Origin of the sequence: Actinokineospora enzanensis DSM 44649 (assembly GCF_000374445.1) — a bacterium.
GTDB lineage: Bacteria > Actinomycetota > Actinomycetes > Mycobacteriales > Pseudonocardiaceae > Actinokineospora > Actinokineospora enzanensis.
In genome coordinates this window covers 235245-250507 of record NZ_KB894404.1, presented here as the reverse complement: position 1 = coordinate 250507, position 15263 = coordinate 235245, and the positions used below count along the sequence as shown (strand labels likewise).

General features: G+C 70.4%; 13 protein-coding genes. 5 read left to right on the top strand and 8 right to left on the bottom strand.

The window, feature by feature from the left end; genetic code table 11:
• Nucleotides 1-5 precede the first annotated feature (5 nt).
• Genes C503_RS0103865 through C503_RS37770 form a run of 3 tightly spaced genes read right to left on the bottom strand, consistent with a single transcriptional unit; the run spans nt 6 to nt 3494 of the window.
• Nucleotides 6-773 carry a hypothetical protein gene (locus C503_RS0103865; protein WP_018680890.1) on the bottom strand — a complete coding sequence of 256 codons (768 nt, stop codon included), beginning with the start codon at nt 771-773 and terminating at the stop codon, nt 6-8.
• Nucleotides 766-2325, bottom strand: coding sequence for a VWA domain-containing protein (locus C503_RS0103860; RefSeq protein WP_018680889.1), 1560 nt, complete (start codon nt 2323-2325; stop codon nt 766-768). The genes C503_RS0103865 and C503_RS0103860 overlap by 8 nt, the downstream gene beginning before the upstream one ends.
• Nucleotides 2313-3494, bottom strand: a complete 1182-nt coding sequence (locus C503_RS37770) for a hypothetical protein (RefSeq protein ID WP_018680888.1) — start codon at nt 3492-3494, stop codon at nt 2313-2315. Before C503_RS37770 ends, C503_RS0103860 begins: the two co-directional genes overlap by 13 nt.
• A gap of 232 nt (nt 3495-3726) precedes the next feature.
• Between C503_RS37770 and C503_RS0103850 the strand changes: the two genes are divergently transcribed.
• The 3 genes from C503_RS0103850 (at nt 3727) to C503_RS0103840 (ending at nt 6489) form a co-directional block, all read left to right on the top strand.
• Nucleotides 3727-4944 carry a winged helix DNA-binding domain-containing protein gene (locus C503_RS0103850; RefSeq protein ID WP_018680887.1) on the top strand — a complete coding sequence of 406 codons (1218 nt, stop codon included), beginning with the start codon at nt 3727-3729 and terminating at the stop codon, nt 4942-4944.
• Nucleotides 4945-5259: 315 nt separating this feature from the next.
• Nucleotides 5260-6003, top strand: a complete 744-nt coding sequence (locus C503_RS0103845) for a DUF5919 domain-containing protein (RefSeq protein WP_018680886.1) — start codon at nt 5260-5262, stop codon at nt 6001-6003.
• A 9-nt stretch (nt 6004-6012) separates the two neighbouring features.
• Complete coding sequence (locus C503_RS0103840) at nt 6013-6489, top strand: NUDIX hydrolase (RefSeq protein ID WP_018680885.1); 477 nt, start codon at nt 6013-6015, stop codon at nt 6487-6489.
• Between the two features lie 47 nt (nt 6490-6536).
• Here C503_RS0103840 and C503_RS46640 read toward each other — a convergent pair whose 3' ends face one another.
• The 5 genes from C503_RS46640 to C503_RS0103815 all read right to left on the bottom strand — a co-directional run bounded on the left by C503_RS46640 (nt 6537) and on the right by C503_RS0103815 (nt 13178).
• Entirely contained in the window at nt 6537-8552 is a 2016-nt protein-coding gene (locus tag C503_RS46640) for a zinc metalloprotease (RefSeq protein WP_018680884.1), read from the bottom strand.
• Between the two features lie 125 nt (nt 8553-8677).
• Nucleotides 8678-9529, bottom strand: a complete 852-nt coding sequence (locus C503_RS37760) for a DMT family protein (RefSeq protein ID WP_018680883.1) — start codon at nt 9527-9529, stop codon at nt 8678-8680.
• A 148-nt stretch (nt 9530-9677) separates the two neighbouring features.
• Nucleotides 9678-10895 (bottom strand): benzoate/H(+) symporter BenE family transporter, encoded by a 1218-nt coding sequence (locus tag C503_RS0103825; protein ID WP_018680882.1) that lies wholly within the window; start codon nt 10893-10895, stop codon nt 9678-9680.
• Between the two features lie 37 nt (nt 10896-10932).
• A complete protein-coding gene (locus C503_RS47210) occupies nt 10933-12045 on the bottom strand; it encodes a PucR family transcriptional regulator (RefSeq protein WP_018680881.1) in 1113 nt (370 codons plus the stop codon).
• Nucleotides 12042-13178: a helix-turn-helix domain-containing protein gene (locus tag C503_RS0103815; protein ID WP_156892943.1), complete on the bottom strand. Its 1137-nt coding sequence runs from the start codon at nt 13176-13178 to the stop codon at nt 12042-12044. The genes C503_RS47210 and C503_RS0103815 overlap by 4 nt, the downstream gene beginning before the upstream one ends.
• 306 nt (nt 13179-13484) lie before the next feature.
• Between C503_RS0103815 and C503_RS0103810 the strand changes: the two genes are divergently transcribed.
• Together C503_RS0103810 and C503_RS0103805 are read left to right on the top strand one after the other, a co-directional pair.
• Entirely contained in the window at nt 13485-14285 is an 801-nt protein-coding gene (locus C503_RS0103810) for a hypothetical protein (protein WP_018680879.1), read from the top strand.
• Nucleotides 14286-14302: 17 nt separating this feature from the next.
• Nucleotides 14303-15262 (top strand): P-loop NTPase family protein, encoded by a 960-nt coding sequence (locus C503_RS0103805; protein WP_156892942.1) that lies wholly within the window; start codon nt 14303-14305, stop codon nt 15260-15262.
• The last annotated feature ends 1 nt before the right edge of the window (nt 15263 follow it).

The window sequence follows — 15263 nt, the reverse complement described above, 5'->3', positions numbered from 1 at the left end:
GGCCGTCAGCGGAAGATCACCAGTGGGTCGACCACGAGTTCCCGCAGGTCGTCGTCCCACAGCACGACCTTGCCGACGCACTGGGCGGAGGTCACCCTCAGCTCCTTGACCCGCAGGCCGCCCAGCACGCACCGGACCCGCATGCGCGGCCCGTCCCCCGGCTTGCCCTGGCCGTAGGGGGCCAGGAAGACCACGCCGTCGCCGTTGTCCTCGGCGCGGTGCAGCACCGCCGAGATCGACACGTACACGCCGACCATGTCCGACAGCCGCATGTCGCCGCCCCTGGGGCCGCGGGCGAGCAGCTGTTCGCGGGCGGTGTGCCAGGGCACCTGCTGGTTGCGCAGGTCGACGTGGACGATGTTGTGCGCGCGGTCGAGGATGTCCACGACCAGCTTGACCACGGTGATCGGCTCGGCCTCCTGCACGAACTTGGTGACCACCTCCTGCGAGGCCGACGCCTCGCCCTTGGCGTCCACCCCGGGGACCACCACGCCGAGGACGACGCCCTTGCTGCTGGTGATCCGCCGTTCGACCTCGCTGCGCAGTGCCGAGTTGTTGCCCCGGTACATGTCCATGACCGCGTCGTTGTCCAGGTACCAGACCTGGCCGTGCTCGTGGCCGCGGCTCAGCGCGCCCTGGTCGGCGAGCTGGGCGCGGTGGGTGCGCACCAGCACCAGGAGGACCACGACGGCGGCCGCCACCAGGAGTACGACCGCGCCCCACAGCACGAGCCAGGGCCACCACACCGCCCACCACAGTCCGCTGTCACTCACAGCCTCGTATCTCCTTGAACGCGGTGGGCAGGGACGTCGCGGTCGCGTCCACCATGTGGCCGCCGGTGGCGGTGGCGACGCGGTCGAGCTCGGCGGCGCCTGCCGTGCCGAACCGGATGGCATACGTGCGGACGCCGTGGGCCGGGAAGTCCGGGTAGCGGTGCAGGAAGTCGTCGGCGGTCGGGCCCGCGTTGTTGAGGCCGTCGGTCATCAGCACGATCGAGACCACCCGGTCCGGGTTCTCGCGCAGGTGGTCGGCGGCCACCTGGTAGCCGCGCTCCAGCGCCCCCCACACCGCGGTGCCCTCGCCGAAGTCCTCCACCGCGACGAACCGCCGCAGCTCGTCCAGGTCCTCCGGCCTGGTCACCTTGACCGTCTGCTCGCCCGCGACCTGCTGGGCGAACCGCACCACGGTCACCTGCTCGCCGGTGGCGAACCGGGCGAACTTGCCGCTGTCGGTGTCGTCCGCGCCGCTGAGCCCGTCGAACGCCGCCCGCAGCGCCGCGATCGAGGCGCCGCGCATGGAGCCGGAGTAGTCCAGCACGAAGATCACGTCGCGGGGCCGGGACTCGGTCTCGTAGTAGGTCAGCAGCCGGTCGACGACGTCCTGGCGGTCCGGGAAGTACAGGGCGGTGCCGATGGGCACGCGCAGCTGCTCGACCGGGTCGACGTCGGCGGTGACCGGCCTGCGGAACGTGTGTTCCATGATCTTCCGCTGGTTGTCCGGCCGCAGCAGCCACTCCACGACGGCGTCGTAGGCGCGCCGTTTCGCCGGGTCGAGCAGCAGCATCGGGTACTCCGACAGCACCGCCCCGTCCTTCGGGCGGATGATCTCCAGCGGGGTGCGCAGGCCGCCGCGCGCGTTCAGGGACAGCAGCGTGGACTCGTAGTTGACCACCCCGTCGAGCCCGTCCTCATCGTGCCGGTAGGTCTCCAGCACGTCCTGCGCCGTGTCGGCGGCGGCGTGGCCCGCGAACAGGCCGTGCAGCCGGTCACAGGTGACGTCCTCGGGTCGCAGCGGCTTGCCGGTGCCCGCGGCGGCGGTGGCGATGCCGATCAACGCGGTGAGCCCGCTGCCGCTGTGTCGAGGGTCGGCCATGGCGAACCGCAGCTTCCCGGCTGCCGCCAGCTCGGCGACGTCCGCCCAGGACACCTGCCCGTCGGCGGCGCTCGACCGCAGGGTCTGCGCGACGGCCGGTTTCACGCCGATGGCCACCGAGGACACCATCGTGTGCTTGGCCAGCGGCGGCTCGCCGGTGAAACCGGACTTCGCCAGCCTGAGCTGGAAATAGCTGTCGGTGGACAACCAGGCCGCCTGGTGGCGGTCACGACCGAGCGGCACCAGCGCGTTGCTGGCGTCGACCGTGCCCTGGAAGTCCATCCGCAGCCGGACACCGGTGTCCTTGTGCAGGTCGTCCAGCAGCGGGCCCATGTCGGCGAGCTCGGAGCTGGCCAGCACGGACAGCTCCTCCTCCGGCGGGTCCGCCCCGCACCCGGCCAGCACGCTCGCCACCAGCAGGCCGACGACGCCGAGCACCCTCAGCTTCGGCACGGGGACACCGCCTTGATCATGGCCTCCAGCTCGTCCAGGCCGGGCGCGCCCACGGTGGAGTTGATCTGCGGCGGGATCGGGATGTGCTTGTCGTCGAGCAGCCGGTTGAGCGATTCCGCGTCGCCCTGCACGGTGTTGAGCTGGTAGCCCAGTTCGACAGCACGAGTGCGCAGGACCTCGTCGCCTGCGAGCAGGCTGCCGAGTGCCTCGCCCCGGTCGCTCAGCGGGATGAACTCGGGCTCGGCGATCAGCTGGATGTCGGGGTAGAGCAGGACGCGGTCGCGGTCCAGACCCGCGGGGGTGGCGCTGCGCCGGATCTGGTGCTCAAGGTACTGGTGCTCGTAGATCACCACGATCGGCTTCGTCCTGGCCACGTTGGCGTCGGCGAGGTAGGTGCCCGCCAGCGCGTCGTCGGTGCGGCCCTGCCCGTCGAGCAGGTTCTTGATCTCGCCGCCGAGCCGCTCGGCGGCCGGGACGTCGGTGGGCACCCGCTGGGCGCCGCGGGCGTAGGCGACCAGGGTGAGGTAGCTCGACGCGGAGTTCGCCGAACAGAAGTCCGACGTCTGGGCCACGATCACGTTGTCGATCCGGCGACCGCCGTTGTGGTCCTGCACGCTCAGCGTCGACCAGCGCTTCCCCTCGTCGACCAGGTCGAGGAAAGCCGCCATGTCCAGCTTGTAGTACAACGACCCCGGCCCCGCGTCCTGCGGCGTGGCGACCCCGGCGGCCTGCAGTGTCTCGGCGAACTCGCGGAAGGTCGCGAGCACCAGCGGACTGGTGAACACCCGCACCGGGTCGCGCGCCGCCCCGGCCGCCTTCTGTTTGATCTGCTGCGCGGCGGGCGCGCCGGACGGGAACGCGAAGTCCACGCCTGCGAAGTCGCGGGCGAGGATGCTGCGGGAGCCGACATCGGTCACGTGCACCTTGATGTGGTGGCGCAACAGTTCCCGCTTCACGGTGTCGTCGTTGAAGAACGCGCCCTTCGAGCCGGTTATCCCCTCGACCGGCTCGTTTCCCTCGAACGGCACGAGGACGGTGCCGCTGAACAACAGCAGTAATATTCCACCGAGCGCGAATGTCGAGATCGGCAGGAAAACCCACCGGAACAGCCGCCGTTTTCGCACCGGGAGCGGGCCGGGCACCAATCGCAGAAGTGGCTCGGTCGTCACCACGGATAACCCCCATCGGCACAACTCCGACATAGGCGGACCACCGGAAACGCACACGTTAGATCGTCCCGCGCGGAGATGGCGTTACGATGAACGGTCGGTCGCAAAACAACGGATGAACCGTCCCGGTCTCGCGGGGAATTCGTCCACCTATTCGTCCCCCACCCGGCCCACGACGACCGACGGTGTCGTTCGACCGCCCATGTCCCGCCGACTGTCGGTGCCGGGCGTTATGGTGCGCGAGCCCGCCCCCGACCCGAAGCGGAGTGTCATCGTGCGCCACATCGGTACCGCCGCACGGCGGGCACGGCTCGGCCACCGCCATCGGCTGGCGGCCGAGACCAGGGCGGCCGACCCGGTGACGGCGGCGGACGCCGTGGTGGCCCTGCACGGGACGGACCCGACCTCGGTCCACCTCTCCGCCCTGGCCCGCATGACAGGCGGTGACATCTCCGCCATCGGCGACGCCCTCTACACCGACCGCGCGCTCATCCGCCTGCTCGGCATGCGCCGGACCGTGTTCGTCGCGTCCCACTCGAACGCCTCGCTCATCCAGGCCGGGTGTTCACTCGGCGTGGCGGCCCGGGAGCGGCGCAAGCTGGAGAAGATGCTGGACGGCGTCGTCCCCGACCCGCCGACCTGGCTGGCCGAGACGGGCGAGGTGGCCCTGGCCGCACTCCGCGCCCGCGGCGAGACGACCGCCGCCGACCTGGCCACCGACCACCCCCGACTGTCCACCCAGGTCGTCCTGTCCCAGGGCAAGGACTACGAGGGCAGACAGAACATCGCGAGCAGACTGCTGTTCCTGCTCGCCGCCGAGGGACACGTGGTGCGCGCCCGGCCGCGGGGCTCCTGGACGTCCCACCAGTACCGATGGTCGCCCCTGCGGTCGTGGCTCCCGGACGGGCTGGAGGACTGGGACCAGCCGAAGGCCGAGGCCGAACTGGCCCGCCGCTGGCTGCACGCCTTCGGCCCCGCACTGCCGGACGACCTGCAATGGTGGACGGGGTGGACCAAGACCCAGACCCGGCGCGCGCTGTCCGCTGTGGACATCGCGGAGGTCGAACTGGACGAGGGCGTCGGTGTGCTGCTGACCGCCGACGAGGACGAGCCACCAGCCCTGGAACCGTGGGCCGCGCTCCTCCCCGCCCTGGACCCGACCACGATGGGCTGGCAACGCCGCGACTGGTACCTCGGGGCACACGCGACCCGATTGTTCGACAAGTTCGGAAACGCGGGCCCGACACTGTGGTGGAACGGCCAGGTCGTCGGCGGATGGGCCCAGCGAGCCGACGGCGAGATCGTCTGGCGATTCCTGGAGGACGTCGACTCGGCCGCCGAGGCAGCGGTGGCACAGGCAGCCGAGCGGTGGGTATCCGTCCTGGGCGACGTCCGGTTGTCGGCCCGCGCCCGGGGACGGACCGCACTCGAACAAGAACTGATCGCCTGACGACAGCGACATGCCACAAACCGATAAAGCGTTGATATCCGCTCTATCCTGCTCACGTTTCATTCAATACCGGACTTCGTTCGGATGTCCCTTGTCGCGTTCCGCAACCAGCCCGTAGATTGCCGAGCTGTGCCGGTAGAATCAGTGCCACTCGTCCACCGAAACCATGAGTCGTTCCTCCTGGCCAGACTCCCGCCAAGCTCCTGACATGCCTGACTTTCGACCTCAAGGGAGGACGGGCGCACCGCATGGCGGGACGTTCGAAGACGTCCTGACGTAAGACAAAGACGTCCCTACACGTCCGAAGGAGTGGATGTGCACAACGAACGCCTCCGGGACTCGCTGCTCCGCAACGGCCTCGACCTGGACAGGGTCTCCAAGGCCACCGGCGTGGACCCCAAGACTGTCGAGCGGTGGATCACCAAGGGACGTCTCCCCTACCCCAGGCACCGGCACACCATCGCCGCCCTGGTCCGGGAAACGGAGAACTACCTATGGCCGGACGCGGTGGCACCCGAGCGCAAGGCCGAGATCGCCTGCTCCGAGGTGGTCAAGGTCTACCCACACCGCAACACCGTGCCCGTCGAACTGTGGGACCGGGTCATCGGCGACGCGATCGAACACGTAGACCTGCTGATGCACGCGGCATTGTTCCTGGTGGAACGCCCCGAATTCGTCAAGCAGTTGGCCGCCAAGGCCGCGAGCGGCACCCGGGTCCGGCTGCTGTTCGGCGACCCGGCAGGCCCTGAGGTGGCGAGCCGGGGCGAGGAGGAACAACTGGGCGACGGCACCCTCGCGGCCCGCATCCGGAACGCCCTGGCGTTCTACCGACCGCTGATCGGGGTATCCGGGGTGGAGATGCGTTTCCACCGTACGACCCTTTACAACAGCATCTTCCGCTTCGACGACGAGATGATCGTCAACACCCACGTCTACGGCTTCCAGGGCGCGCACGCCCCCAGCCTCCACCTGCGTCGTCTCACCGCTGGCGACCTCTTCGAGACCTACTCCGAGAGCTTCGAGGCCGTCTGGAACCTCTCGACCACCGCCGAGTTCTAGGGAGACCTCTTGGCCCGCACGGACTACCTCAACGACCCGAACGCCCCCCACCCGAACAGCATCGCCATCGCGTGCAGCGCCTACGTCGAAGACGACCAGGAACGCGTCCTCATGATCCGTCGCACCGACAACAACCTGTACTCCATCCCGGGCGGCACCCACGAACTCGGCGAGACCATGACCGAGACGACCGTGCGCGAGGTCAAGGAGGAAACCGGCATCGACATCGAGGTCACCGGCCTGATCGGCATCTACAGCAACCCCCACCACGTCGTCGCCTACACCGACGGCGAGGTCCGCCAGGAGTTCTCGATCTGCTTCCGCGCCACCGCGATCGGCGGGGAGCTCCGCACCAGCAGCGAGAGCAAAGAAGCCCGCTGGCTGACCAAGACCGAGCTCAACGACCTCGACGACGCGATCCACCCCTCGATCCGGCTCCGCCTCGACCACGCGAAAACCCCCTCGGCACCGCCTTTCTTCACCTGAGCGCTTGCCGGGGAAGGCAAGTCTCCCCCCGGCAAGCGCCAAGCGGGTCAGCCTGCGGACATGCCGCCCACGCCCGCGGGTGAGGTGACCGGGAGGACCAGGTCGTCGGGAGCCGAGCGGTCCCCCTGCCCCACCTCCTGCGCCAGATACCCCTCCCCCGGCGCGCTCTCGTCCTGCACGTCGTCGAGGGCGTTGTGCACGGCGTCCTCGTCGATGGACGTCAGCGACACCGAGTGGAAGCCGAACCCGGTCGGCGCGTGTTCCGCCAGTTCCCCGGCGACCTCCACCGAGGAACCCGTGTCGAGTTCGCTGAACGGTTCGATCCCGGTCGGTGTGATGTCGAAGTCGACCAGTCGCAGACCGTTCGCGCTCCAGTCCTGCCATTTCGACAGGAAACTCGTCCAGGCCGTGTTGACCCACAGCCCATAGCCACCCGAACCCGCACGAAACACCCCGGAATAACGGAGCTGACCGCCGACATCGGTGATGTCGAGATCGACCAACCGCAACCCGGACGCGCTCCATTCCTTCCACTTCGTCACAAAGCTGTTCCAGTCGGCCAACGCCCACAGGCCATAGCCACCACTGCCCGCGTTGAACACACCCGAGTAACGGAGCTGGCCGTTGACATTGGTGATGGTGAGGTCGTCGAGGCGCAAGCCCTGGCTGCTCCAGTCCTGCCACTTCGCGACGAAGCTGGACCAGTCGGCGTTCACCCACAGGCCGTAGCCGCCGCTGCCCGCGCGATACACACCCGAGTAGCGGAGTTGGCCGTCGACCTCGGTGATGTCGAGGTCGACCAGCCGCAGGCCCGCGGCGCTCCATTCCTGCCACTTGGCCACGAAGCTGTTCCAGTCGACCAGCGCCCACAGGCCGTAACCGCCGGTCCCGGCGCTGAACACGCCCGAGTAGCGGAACTGGCCGCCCGGTCGGCTGATCTCCAGCTCGTCCAGGCGCAGCCCGCCCGCACTCCAGTCGCGCCACTTCGCCACGAAGTGCGACCAGTCGGCGCCGACCCACAGGCCGTGGCCGCCGGTGCCCGCGGTGAACACGCCGGAGTAGCGCTGGCCCTGCGGGAAGCCCAGATGGTAGGGGGTCTGCGGGCACATCGCCCAGGTGTTCGCCTTCATCAGGCACGGCTCGCCGCCGCCGGTCGCGCAGTTCTCGCAGTTGGTGTTGGGCTTGCCGAAGTAGCCCCAGGAGCCACCGCAGTCGCAGCCGCTGGACGCGTACTCGTCGGGGGCGCCGAAGATGTGGCCGGTCTCGTGGGCGAACACGCGGTCGATGTTGTCCGGGCCCCAGCCGTCGTTGGCGTACTGGATCACCAGGCGCGGGCCGCCGATCGAGGCGTAGCCGAAGTGCCGGACCGGGTACTTGGTGAAGAACGCGACGTAGGCCCAGTCGGTGTTCAGGTCCTGGCGCAGCTTCCCGGCGTAGGCCGCCGCGCCGGACAGGCCCGCGCCGAACCCGAGGGCGGCCAGCGCCGGGTCGCGCCAGACCCCCTCCAGGGCGTCGACCCCGGTGTTCGGGTCGGGCTGGACGGTCAGCGTCACGGTGTGGATGTCGTAGGCCCAGGTGATCCCGTCCGGCGAACTCTGCGCGCCCAACCAGCTCAGGCCGTTCTGCACCTCGGCCACGACCTTGGTGCGCTCGTCCGCGCTGAACGCCAGGTCCCCGGGCCCGGCCACGATCACCACGCCGACCGCGACCCGGCCGGTGAGCCGGGCGGACAACGCGGCCGCGTCGACGTCCGCGGTGCGGACCTCCGCCTCAGGGGCGTCCGGCGGCTCACCATCGCCCCAGTTCACCCCGTCCAACGGCCGGGCCGCCTTCGCCGCCGCGTACTCCTCGGACTCGCGTAACCGGAACGCGGCCAGACCCAGCGCGCCGACCTCGTCCAGCTCCGCGCCGTCCACATCGAAAGCGTCCACCCCGGCGGCGTCCACTTGGTCCGCCGCGACCTCCGCGACCACCACCCGGGGCCCGTACTCGTGCGCGACGCCCTGCCCGGAGTGCGCCGCTCTCGTCATCGCCTGTTCGTTGAGGTTGACATCGCCTGCCATGTGCTCGTCTCCTCGTGCTCCCCGCGCCGCTCGCCCGCAGCACGCAGGACACGATCACCTGACGAGCCCCGCGCCGTCTTGCCCATGTGGACGGCGTCAGGGGCCGAGATTCACCCGATCCCGGTCTAATGCACAGCCGCGAGCACCGGCGCGCGCTCGGCGTCGCGGGCGCGGGCCAGCTGGGTGACCCCGAAGGCGGCGGTGGCCGCGCAGGCGAGCGCGAGTACGACCTGAAGCTGGGTGGCGGCCAGGCTCTCGCCCAGGAACAGCACGCCGATGGCGGTGGCGCTGGCGGGGTTGACCAGGTTGGTCACGGCCAGCGGCGCGCCAAGGCCGTCGCGGTAGGAGCGTTGGGTGACGACGGTGGCGGTGATCGCCAGCGCGACGATGGCCACCATGGCCACGATCGTGTCCGGGCGGAGCAGCACGCCCGCGCCCTCCTGGTCGACGTGCAGGACCACGGTCTGGCACAGCGCCGAGCACACCGAGTAGGCGAGCCCGCCCGCGGTCGCCTCCCACAGCGCGGAGGCCCCTGGCCGGTGCCCGCGCACGATCAGCGCGACCAGCACCGCGCCGCCCGCGACCAGCAGCCAGGTCAACTCGTCGCTGGTCAGGGTGTCCGCGTGGCCCGCGGTGGCGATGATCATCGTGAGCCCGGCCAGCCCGACCACGGTGGCCCCCATGCCGACCAGCTCCTGCGCGGTGACCCGCCGCCGGGCGCTCGCCGCGGCCAGCGGCACCGCGATGACCAGCGTGAGCACCCCGAGCGGCTGGATCAGCGACAGCGGCCCGAACCCGAGCGACCACACGTGCAGCGCGGCCCCCGCCGCGTTGAGGACCTGCGCGACCCACCACACCGGCATCCGCGTCAGCTCGCGCACGGTCCGGTGCCCGTGCCGGGACTGGATGAGGGCGGCGAACGCGTAGATGACCGCGACCGCGACGCACAGCACAATCGAGATGACCAAATCGCTCATGGCGGCGCCCGCGACATCCTCTCGGCGTATCCGACCGACAAGACACCCCCGGCGTCGGCGTGCATCCGACCTTAACCGGTCGCCCAGAGTGATCGGCTCGCTCCTGTCATTCGGCGACGGCGGATCACAGCTGAGCCCCGTCCCCCGTTCAGGCGACCGACCGGCTGTCCTCGACCATGGGTGCCACCGGCCGCCTGCCGCGGGTCACGAGAGCGGTGAGCACACCTGCGAGCAGCCCCCAGAAGGCCGACCCGATCCCCAGCAGCGTCACCCCGGACGCGGTCGCCAGGAACGCGACCACCGCCGACTCCCGCCAGCGCTCCTCCGCGAGCGCCGAGGTGAGCGAGTTGATGACGGTGCCGAGCAGGCCAAGGCCGCCGATCCCGGCGATCAGCGACATCGGCAGCGCCGCGAGCAGGTCGCTCACCGTGCCGCCGAACGCGCCGAGCAACAGAAAGAACACCCCGGACCACACCGCCGCGATGTAGCGCCGGTCCGGGTCCTCATGCGCCTGGCTGCCGGTGCAGATGGCCGCGGTGATGGCCGCGAGGTTGATCCCGTAACAGCCGAACGGCGCGAGCACGAAGTTGGCGGCACCGGTCCACCCGATCAACGGCGACACCGGGACCCGGTACCCGTCGTTGCGCAGCACCGCCACCCCGGCGAGGTTCTGCGACGCCATGGTCACCGCGAACAACGGCAGCCCGGCACCGAGGATCACCTGCCAGGAGAACTCGGGCATGGTGAACACCGGCACCGCGAACGCCAGATCCACCTCGTGCGGCTGGATCGCCCCGGTCACCGCGGCCGCGACGATCCCCACGACCAGGGCCGCGAGGACGGCGTAGCGGGGGAACCACCGGCGGCCCGGCAGGTAGATCGCGAACATGGGGAACACCACGGCGAAACTGCCGTGCATCGCGCTGAACAACCCCATGCCGAACTGCACGAGGATCCCGGCGAGCAGCCCGGCCGCCAACGGCATCGGGATCCGGTCCATGACCCGCGCGAACCAGCCGGTGACCCCACTCAGCGTGATCAACGCCGCGGACACCAGGAACGCCCCGACGGCCTGCGCCATCGTCGCCCCGACCAACCCGGTGACCAACACCGCCGCCCCCGGCGTCGACCAGGCCACCACCACCGGCGTCCGATACCGCAGCGACAACCCGATACACGTCACCCCGATACCCAGCCCCAGCGCGAGCATCCACGACGCCAGCTCGGCGGACGTCGCCCCCGCCGCCTTGGCCGCGGCGAACACGATCGCCACCGAACTGGTCGTACCCGCCAACACCGAGATCAGCCCGGCGACGAACGCCGAGGGCGTCAGCGCCTGCCGCGCGAACTGGACCAGCGACTTCATAGTCCGGGGACTGTACCCACGGGCCCGCCGACCTCGATCATGGATTTCGGCTCGGTCCAGGGTGGGACCGCTGGCCGGAGACCTCCGGGGCTCGGCCGATCACCGTGGTCAGCACGCGGATACCGTGAGTCGAACGAGGGTCGACACCGGTCAGTTCCCGGACCTTGCGGAGCCGATAGTCCAGTGTGCGCGGATGGATGTGCAGGGCCCCGGCGGCGCGAGCACGGTCCAGATCAGCCTGGTAGAAGGCATCCAGTGTGGACAGCAGGTCCGCGCCCCCGACCAGCCTGCCCGCGATGCCGTCCAGCCACCCCGTCAGCTCCGGCAGGTCCGCCACGGCGAGTTCCAACAGCACGTCACCGACCGTCGACAGGTGACCGGGCGTCCGCGCCACCCGGCAGATCCCCCGGGCCAGCGCATACGTCTCCGGCAGGTTCTCCACCGCACCGACAGCCGTCCCCATGGGCACCCGCCCGAGGGTCTCCGTCAGGCCCCGCGTCTCCTGCTCGGCGGGCAACAGCACGACCACCTCACCCGACGCGGCCCGGGTCACCGGCACCCGGTGCTGGTTCCAGACCACCTCCAGCGAGACCGACGAGACCGATGCCACCACGATCACCCGTTGCGCCCCCGCCAACGGGAATCCGAGATCTGCCGCCGGTTCCCCCGCGAGCGCCTGGTCCGCGAACTGCCGGGCCCGCCCTGCCTCGGACAGGAATCGCTGCTGTCCCTGCAGAAAGCCCGAGGTGTACGCGCGTTGGGCGATGGTCGATTGTGTACTCAGCCACCCCAGCAACTGGATGGTCTCGGTGAGGTCACCACCACCAGCGGCCGTCTCGATCTCCCGAAAAGTCGCCGCCGCGTGCACCGCCAACACCCGGGGCAAGACCGAGTGCGGCATGCCCCGGTCACCTCTTTCCCGGCCGATCTCGGTCACCACGGCGAGATCTGCGGCGGTCAACGGCTCGTCGACCTGCGCGAGGTCGGCTGTCCGGCGGCGGATGAACACCGCGAACTCCAGCATCCGCTCCTGGTCCCGGTCCCGCGCGATCGTGGCCGCGTATTCCGGCAGCTCGGCCGAACACGTATCCACCACCAGCCGCCCGTTGGCCGCGGCCGCACGGCGGAATCTGTCGAACAAATCGGTCATGTCCACGCACCGGATAAGGATCTGGCCGCCGCAGTGCTGAGGATGCGCACACCGCGCACCGAAGTCGGCTCCAGGTCGGTGAGTTCGTGGACGCGGCGCAGCCGATAGTCCAACGTGCGCGGGTGCACACCCAACACGGCGGCGGTGCGCAACCGGGACATGTCGTTGCGGTAGAAGGTGTCCACTGTGACCACGAGGTCCGGCCCCGCCGCGAGCCGGGCCGCCACCTCACGCAGCCAGGCATCCACCGGGGCGACCCGCGCGGCCGCGACCTCGGCGAACAGGTCCGCCCGGAAGTGCGCCACCGGCGGTCGGGCGAGGACCGGCGCGGCCCGGCACACCTCACGGGCCTCGGCCACCGCGGCCGTCAACGCGCCGACCTCACCGCGAGCGGCCCCGGCCGCGCACGGCAGGTCGAGCCGGTCGCCGAGGTCGTGCGCCACCTGCATCGCCCGTTCCTCGTCCGCGACCACCGCGACGACCTCGTCCGGAGCGGTCCACGCGACCGGAACCCAGTGCGCCCCCAGCAGATCCGCGATCATCTCCGCGCGCGGCGAGTCCCCGGCCCGCGGCACCCGGACCGCCACGACCACGCACCGCACCGACGGGCGCATGGCCAGCGCGTCGGCCATGTCCACGGCCATCGGGTCGTCCGCGAGCAGTGCCCGCACCAGCATGCCCACCCGGTCCACCGCGGGCAGCGCGTCGGCCAGGCCGTGCAGGTAGCCGGTGGTGTAGGCGACGTGCGAGCGGGCGCCGAGCCGTGGCAGCCAGCGCAGCGCGCTCATCACCGGGTCCACATCGGCGGGTCGCGCGATCTCGTGCACCTCGCGCATCACCAGCGCCGTGTGCAGTTGCAGCACTTGGCGTTGCGCGGCCAACGAGACCGCCTTGCTTCCCCGCTCCCACCCGACCCCGGCGAGGAAATCCAGGTCCGCGCCGGTGAACGGGCGTTCCTCGGGTACCAGCGCGATCGTGCGCTGTCGCAGGTACCGCGCGATGTCCAGCATGCCCGCGCGGACTCCCGGATTGGTCGCCACCCGCCGGAAATCCGGTATCTCGCGTTCGTAGGCCGCGACCGCGAGCGTGCTGTTGACGTCGATTCTCCGGTGCCATTCGGTGAAGAAATCCACCATCTCATCCCCCGTGTCCGTGCTCCCTCCGCCGGGATGGTGGTATGCCGACCATCGTTCGGGTACCGCTGGGCGGACTAGTCCGAACCGCCGAAAGTCCTGTTCGGGTCACCGATTGTGTGTCACAAAAGAAAGCCGAGGCCGGAATTCCCGCTCGCGCGCGGTCATGGGATGACCCGGTCAACTCTGCGCACTCGCCGCGATGGCGGGAATCCCCTACCGGCCGCACGGCGTAGCCGCTTGGCCGTAGCATGATCATGTCCGCGCCGGCAGGCTGTGACCGGCGGGGCGGGAAGGGTGAGAGCGATGGGGCTCACGGGGTCCGGCGGGCTGTCGCCGTCCGGCGTCCTGGCCATCGTGCTGGTCACCGCCCCACTGCTGCTCACCGCGTGCGCCGCCGCCCCGGACGCGGACGCGGACGCGGACCGCGACCTGGTCGCCTGCCTGTCCCCCGCCCAGCTCGGCGACCTGGCCCGGTCGGCCGTCACCCTGCGCGTCGCCCAACCCGATCCGGGGAACCCCACCCATGTGCTCGACAACGGCGCCTCGGTCGACATGTCCACCTGGCGCGAGCGCCACCCCGACGACTTCGACCGCGCCTGCGCCGCGATCCGCCCCACCGACACCTCCCCCGACGACTGGACCACCACGCTCCTGGCCGCGCTGAACGTGCTGGTAGGCGCGGTGATCGGCTACGGCTCGGCCGCGCTGCGCGAGTACGCGGTCCGCGCCCGCAGGCAGGGCCAGGTCCTTCGCACGGCGACGACCCAGTTCGCCGTCGCCGCCCGGCTCTTCGTCGGCGACTCCGGCCGCGGCAACCGGTACCCGTCGGACGCGGCGGTACTGCAACGGCACGCGGAACTGTCCACCGAGCTGCGCCTGGTCGCCCGCCTGCACCCGCACTCCACGGCGAACGACCTGCTCACCCGGCTCGCGGGCCCGTTGGGGCCGCGGGTGTTCACCGACTGGACCCGCGCCGAGACCGACCGCGTCGGCACGGCCCTGGTCGAGCTGGAACGGGATGTGGCCGCGCTCGCCGCCGCCGTGGAACGCCCGTGGGCCCGGCGTGGCGAATTGCGCGCGAACACGGCCGAGGTCGCGTCGTGACCGGTCTCATGCCTCCGGTGCGGAACCCCTACGTGCTGCCCGGACGCGAATTCGATCCCGCGCGCCCGCCCCGGCCGTGGGATCCGGCGGAACGGGACCTCGGCCCCTACCCGTACAGCGATTTCGGCGGCCACGCCGACGGTTTCGACCGGTTCAAGGCCGCGCTGGCAAATGCGGAGAGCCGGTGCGCGGCCGGGTTGGTGGTCGTGGTCGACGGACCGGAGCGGTGCGGGAAATCCACCCTGCTGCATCGATGTGCCGGTTGGTTGCGGGAAAAGCTCGGCGGCGACGAGCGCGTGCACGTGTTCGACTTCTCCGAGAACCCGTACCTTGGCCCGTCCGACGGCTCCGCGCCGCCGACCGTGGACAACCGCCTCGCGCACCTCGCGCAGCTGATCACCGTGCGGCTGCACGAGTTCCAGATGGAGGGCTGGACGCGGGACCTGTCCGACCCCGGCACCGACCTCACCGCCGCCTACGGCCGGTTGGGCACATTGCACCGCACGGACAAGAACCGCCCCTACTTCCTGATCATCCCGCCCGCGCTGCAACCGGATCTGCCGATGCCGGAACTGGAGCGCGTCCGTGCCCAAACCAGCCCCGGGGTGGTCACCTTCCTGGAATACTCGTCGGCCGGACACGGCCCACCGCCACCGGACGGGCGACCGAGACCTCCCGTCCGGGTGAGTTTGCGCTACCTGGAAGCCGATGAGACCGACAAGGTGGTGCACGCTTGGCCGGGGGCGGACGCCGCCAGGCCCGACATCGCCGAGGGTGCCATGACGCAGTTGCAGAGCTCGCCGCTCGTCCGCCAGCTGAGCATGGGCATGTTCCTGGGCACGTTGCAACAGGTCTACGCGAGCCGTACCGACCCGGCCAACCGGTTCCGGGATCGCGACTCCGTCGACTACGTCGAGCTGTTCGAGGCAATGTTCGAGGTGCTGCGCCGACAGAGCGCCACCGGCAGGAGGTGGTGAC

Bases quoted from the DNA above. Each gene is read 5' to 3' on its own strand.
- C503_RS0103850 (WP_018680887.1), top strand. From the start codon at position 3,727: ATGGTGCGCGAGCCCGCCCCCGACCCGAAGCGGAGTGTCATCGTGCGC.
- C503_RS46640 (WP_018680884.1), bottom strand. From the start codon at position 8,552: ATGGCAGGCGATGTCAACCTCAACGAACAGGCGATGACGAGAGCGGCG.
- C503_RS37760 (WP_018680883.1), bottom strand. From the start codon at position 9,529: ATGAGCGATTTGGTCATCTCGATTGTGCTGTGCGTCGCGGTCGCGGTC.
- C503_RS0103825 (WP_018680882.1), bottom strand. From the start codon at position 10,895: ATGAAGTCGCTGGTCCAGTTCGCGCGGCAGGCGCTGACGCCCTCGGCG.
- C503_RS47210 (WP_018680881.1), bottom strand. From the start codon at position 12,045: ATGACCGATTTGTTCGACAGATTCCGCCGTGCGGCCGCGGCCAACGGG.
- C503_RS0103810 (WP_018680879.1), top strand. From the start codon at position 13,485: ATGGGGCTCACGGGGTCCGGCGGGCTGTCGCCGTCCGGCGTCCTGGCC.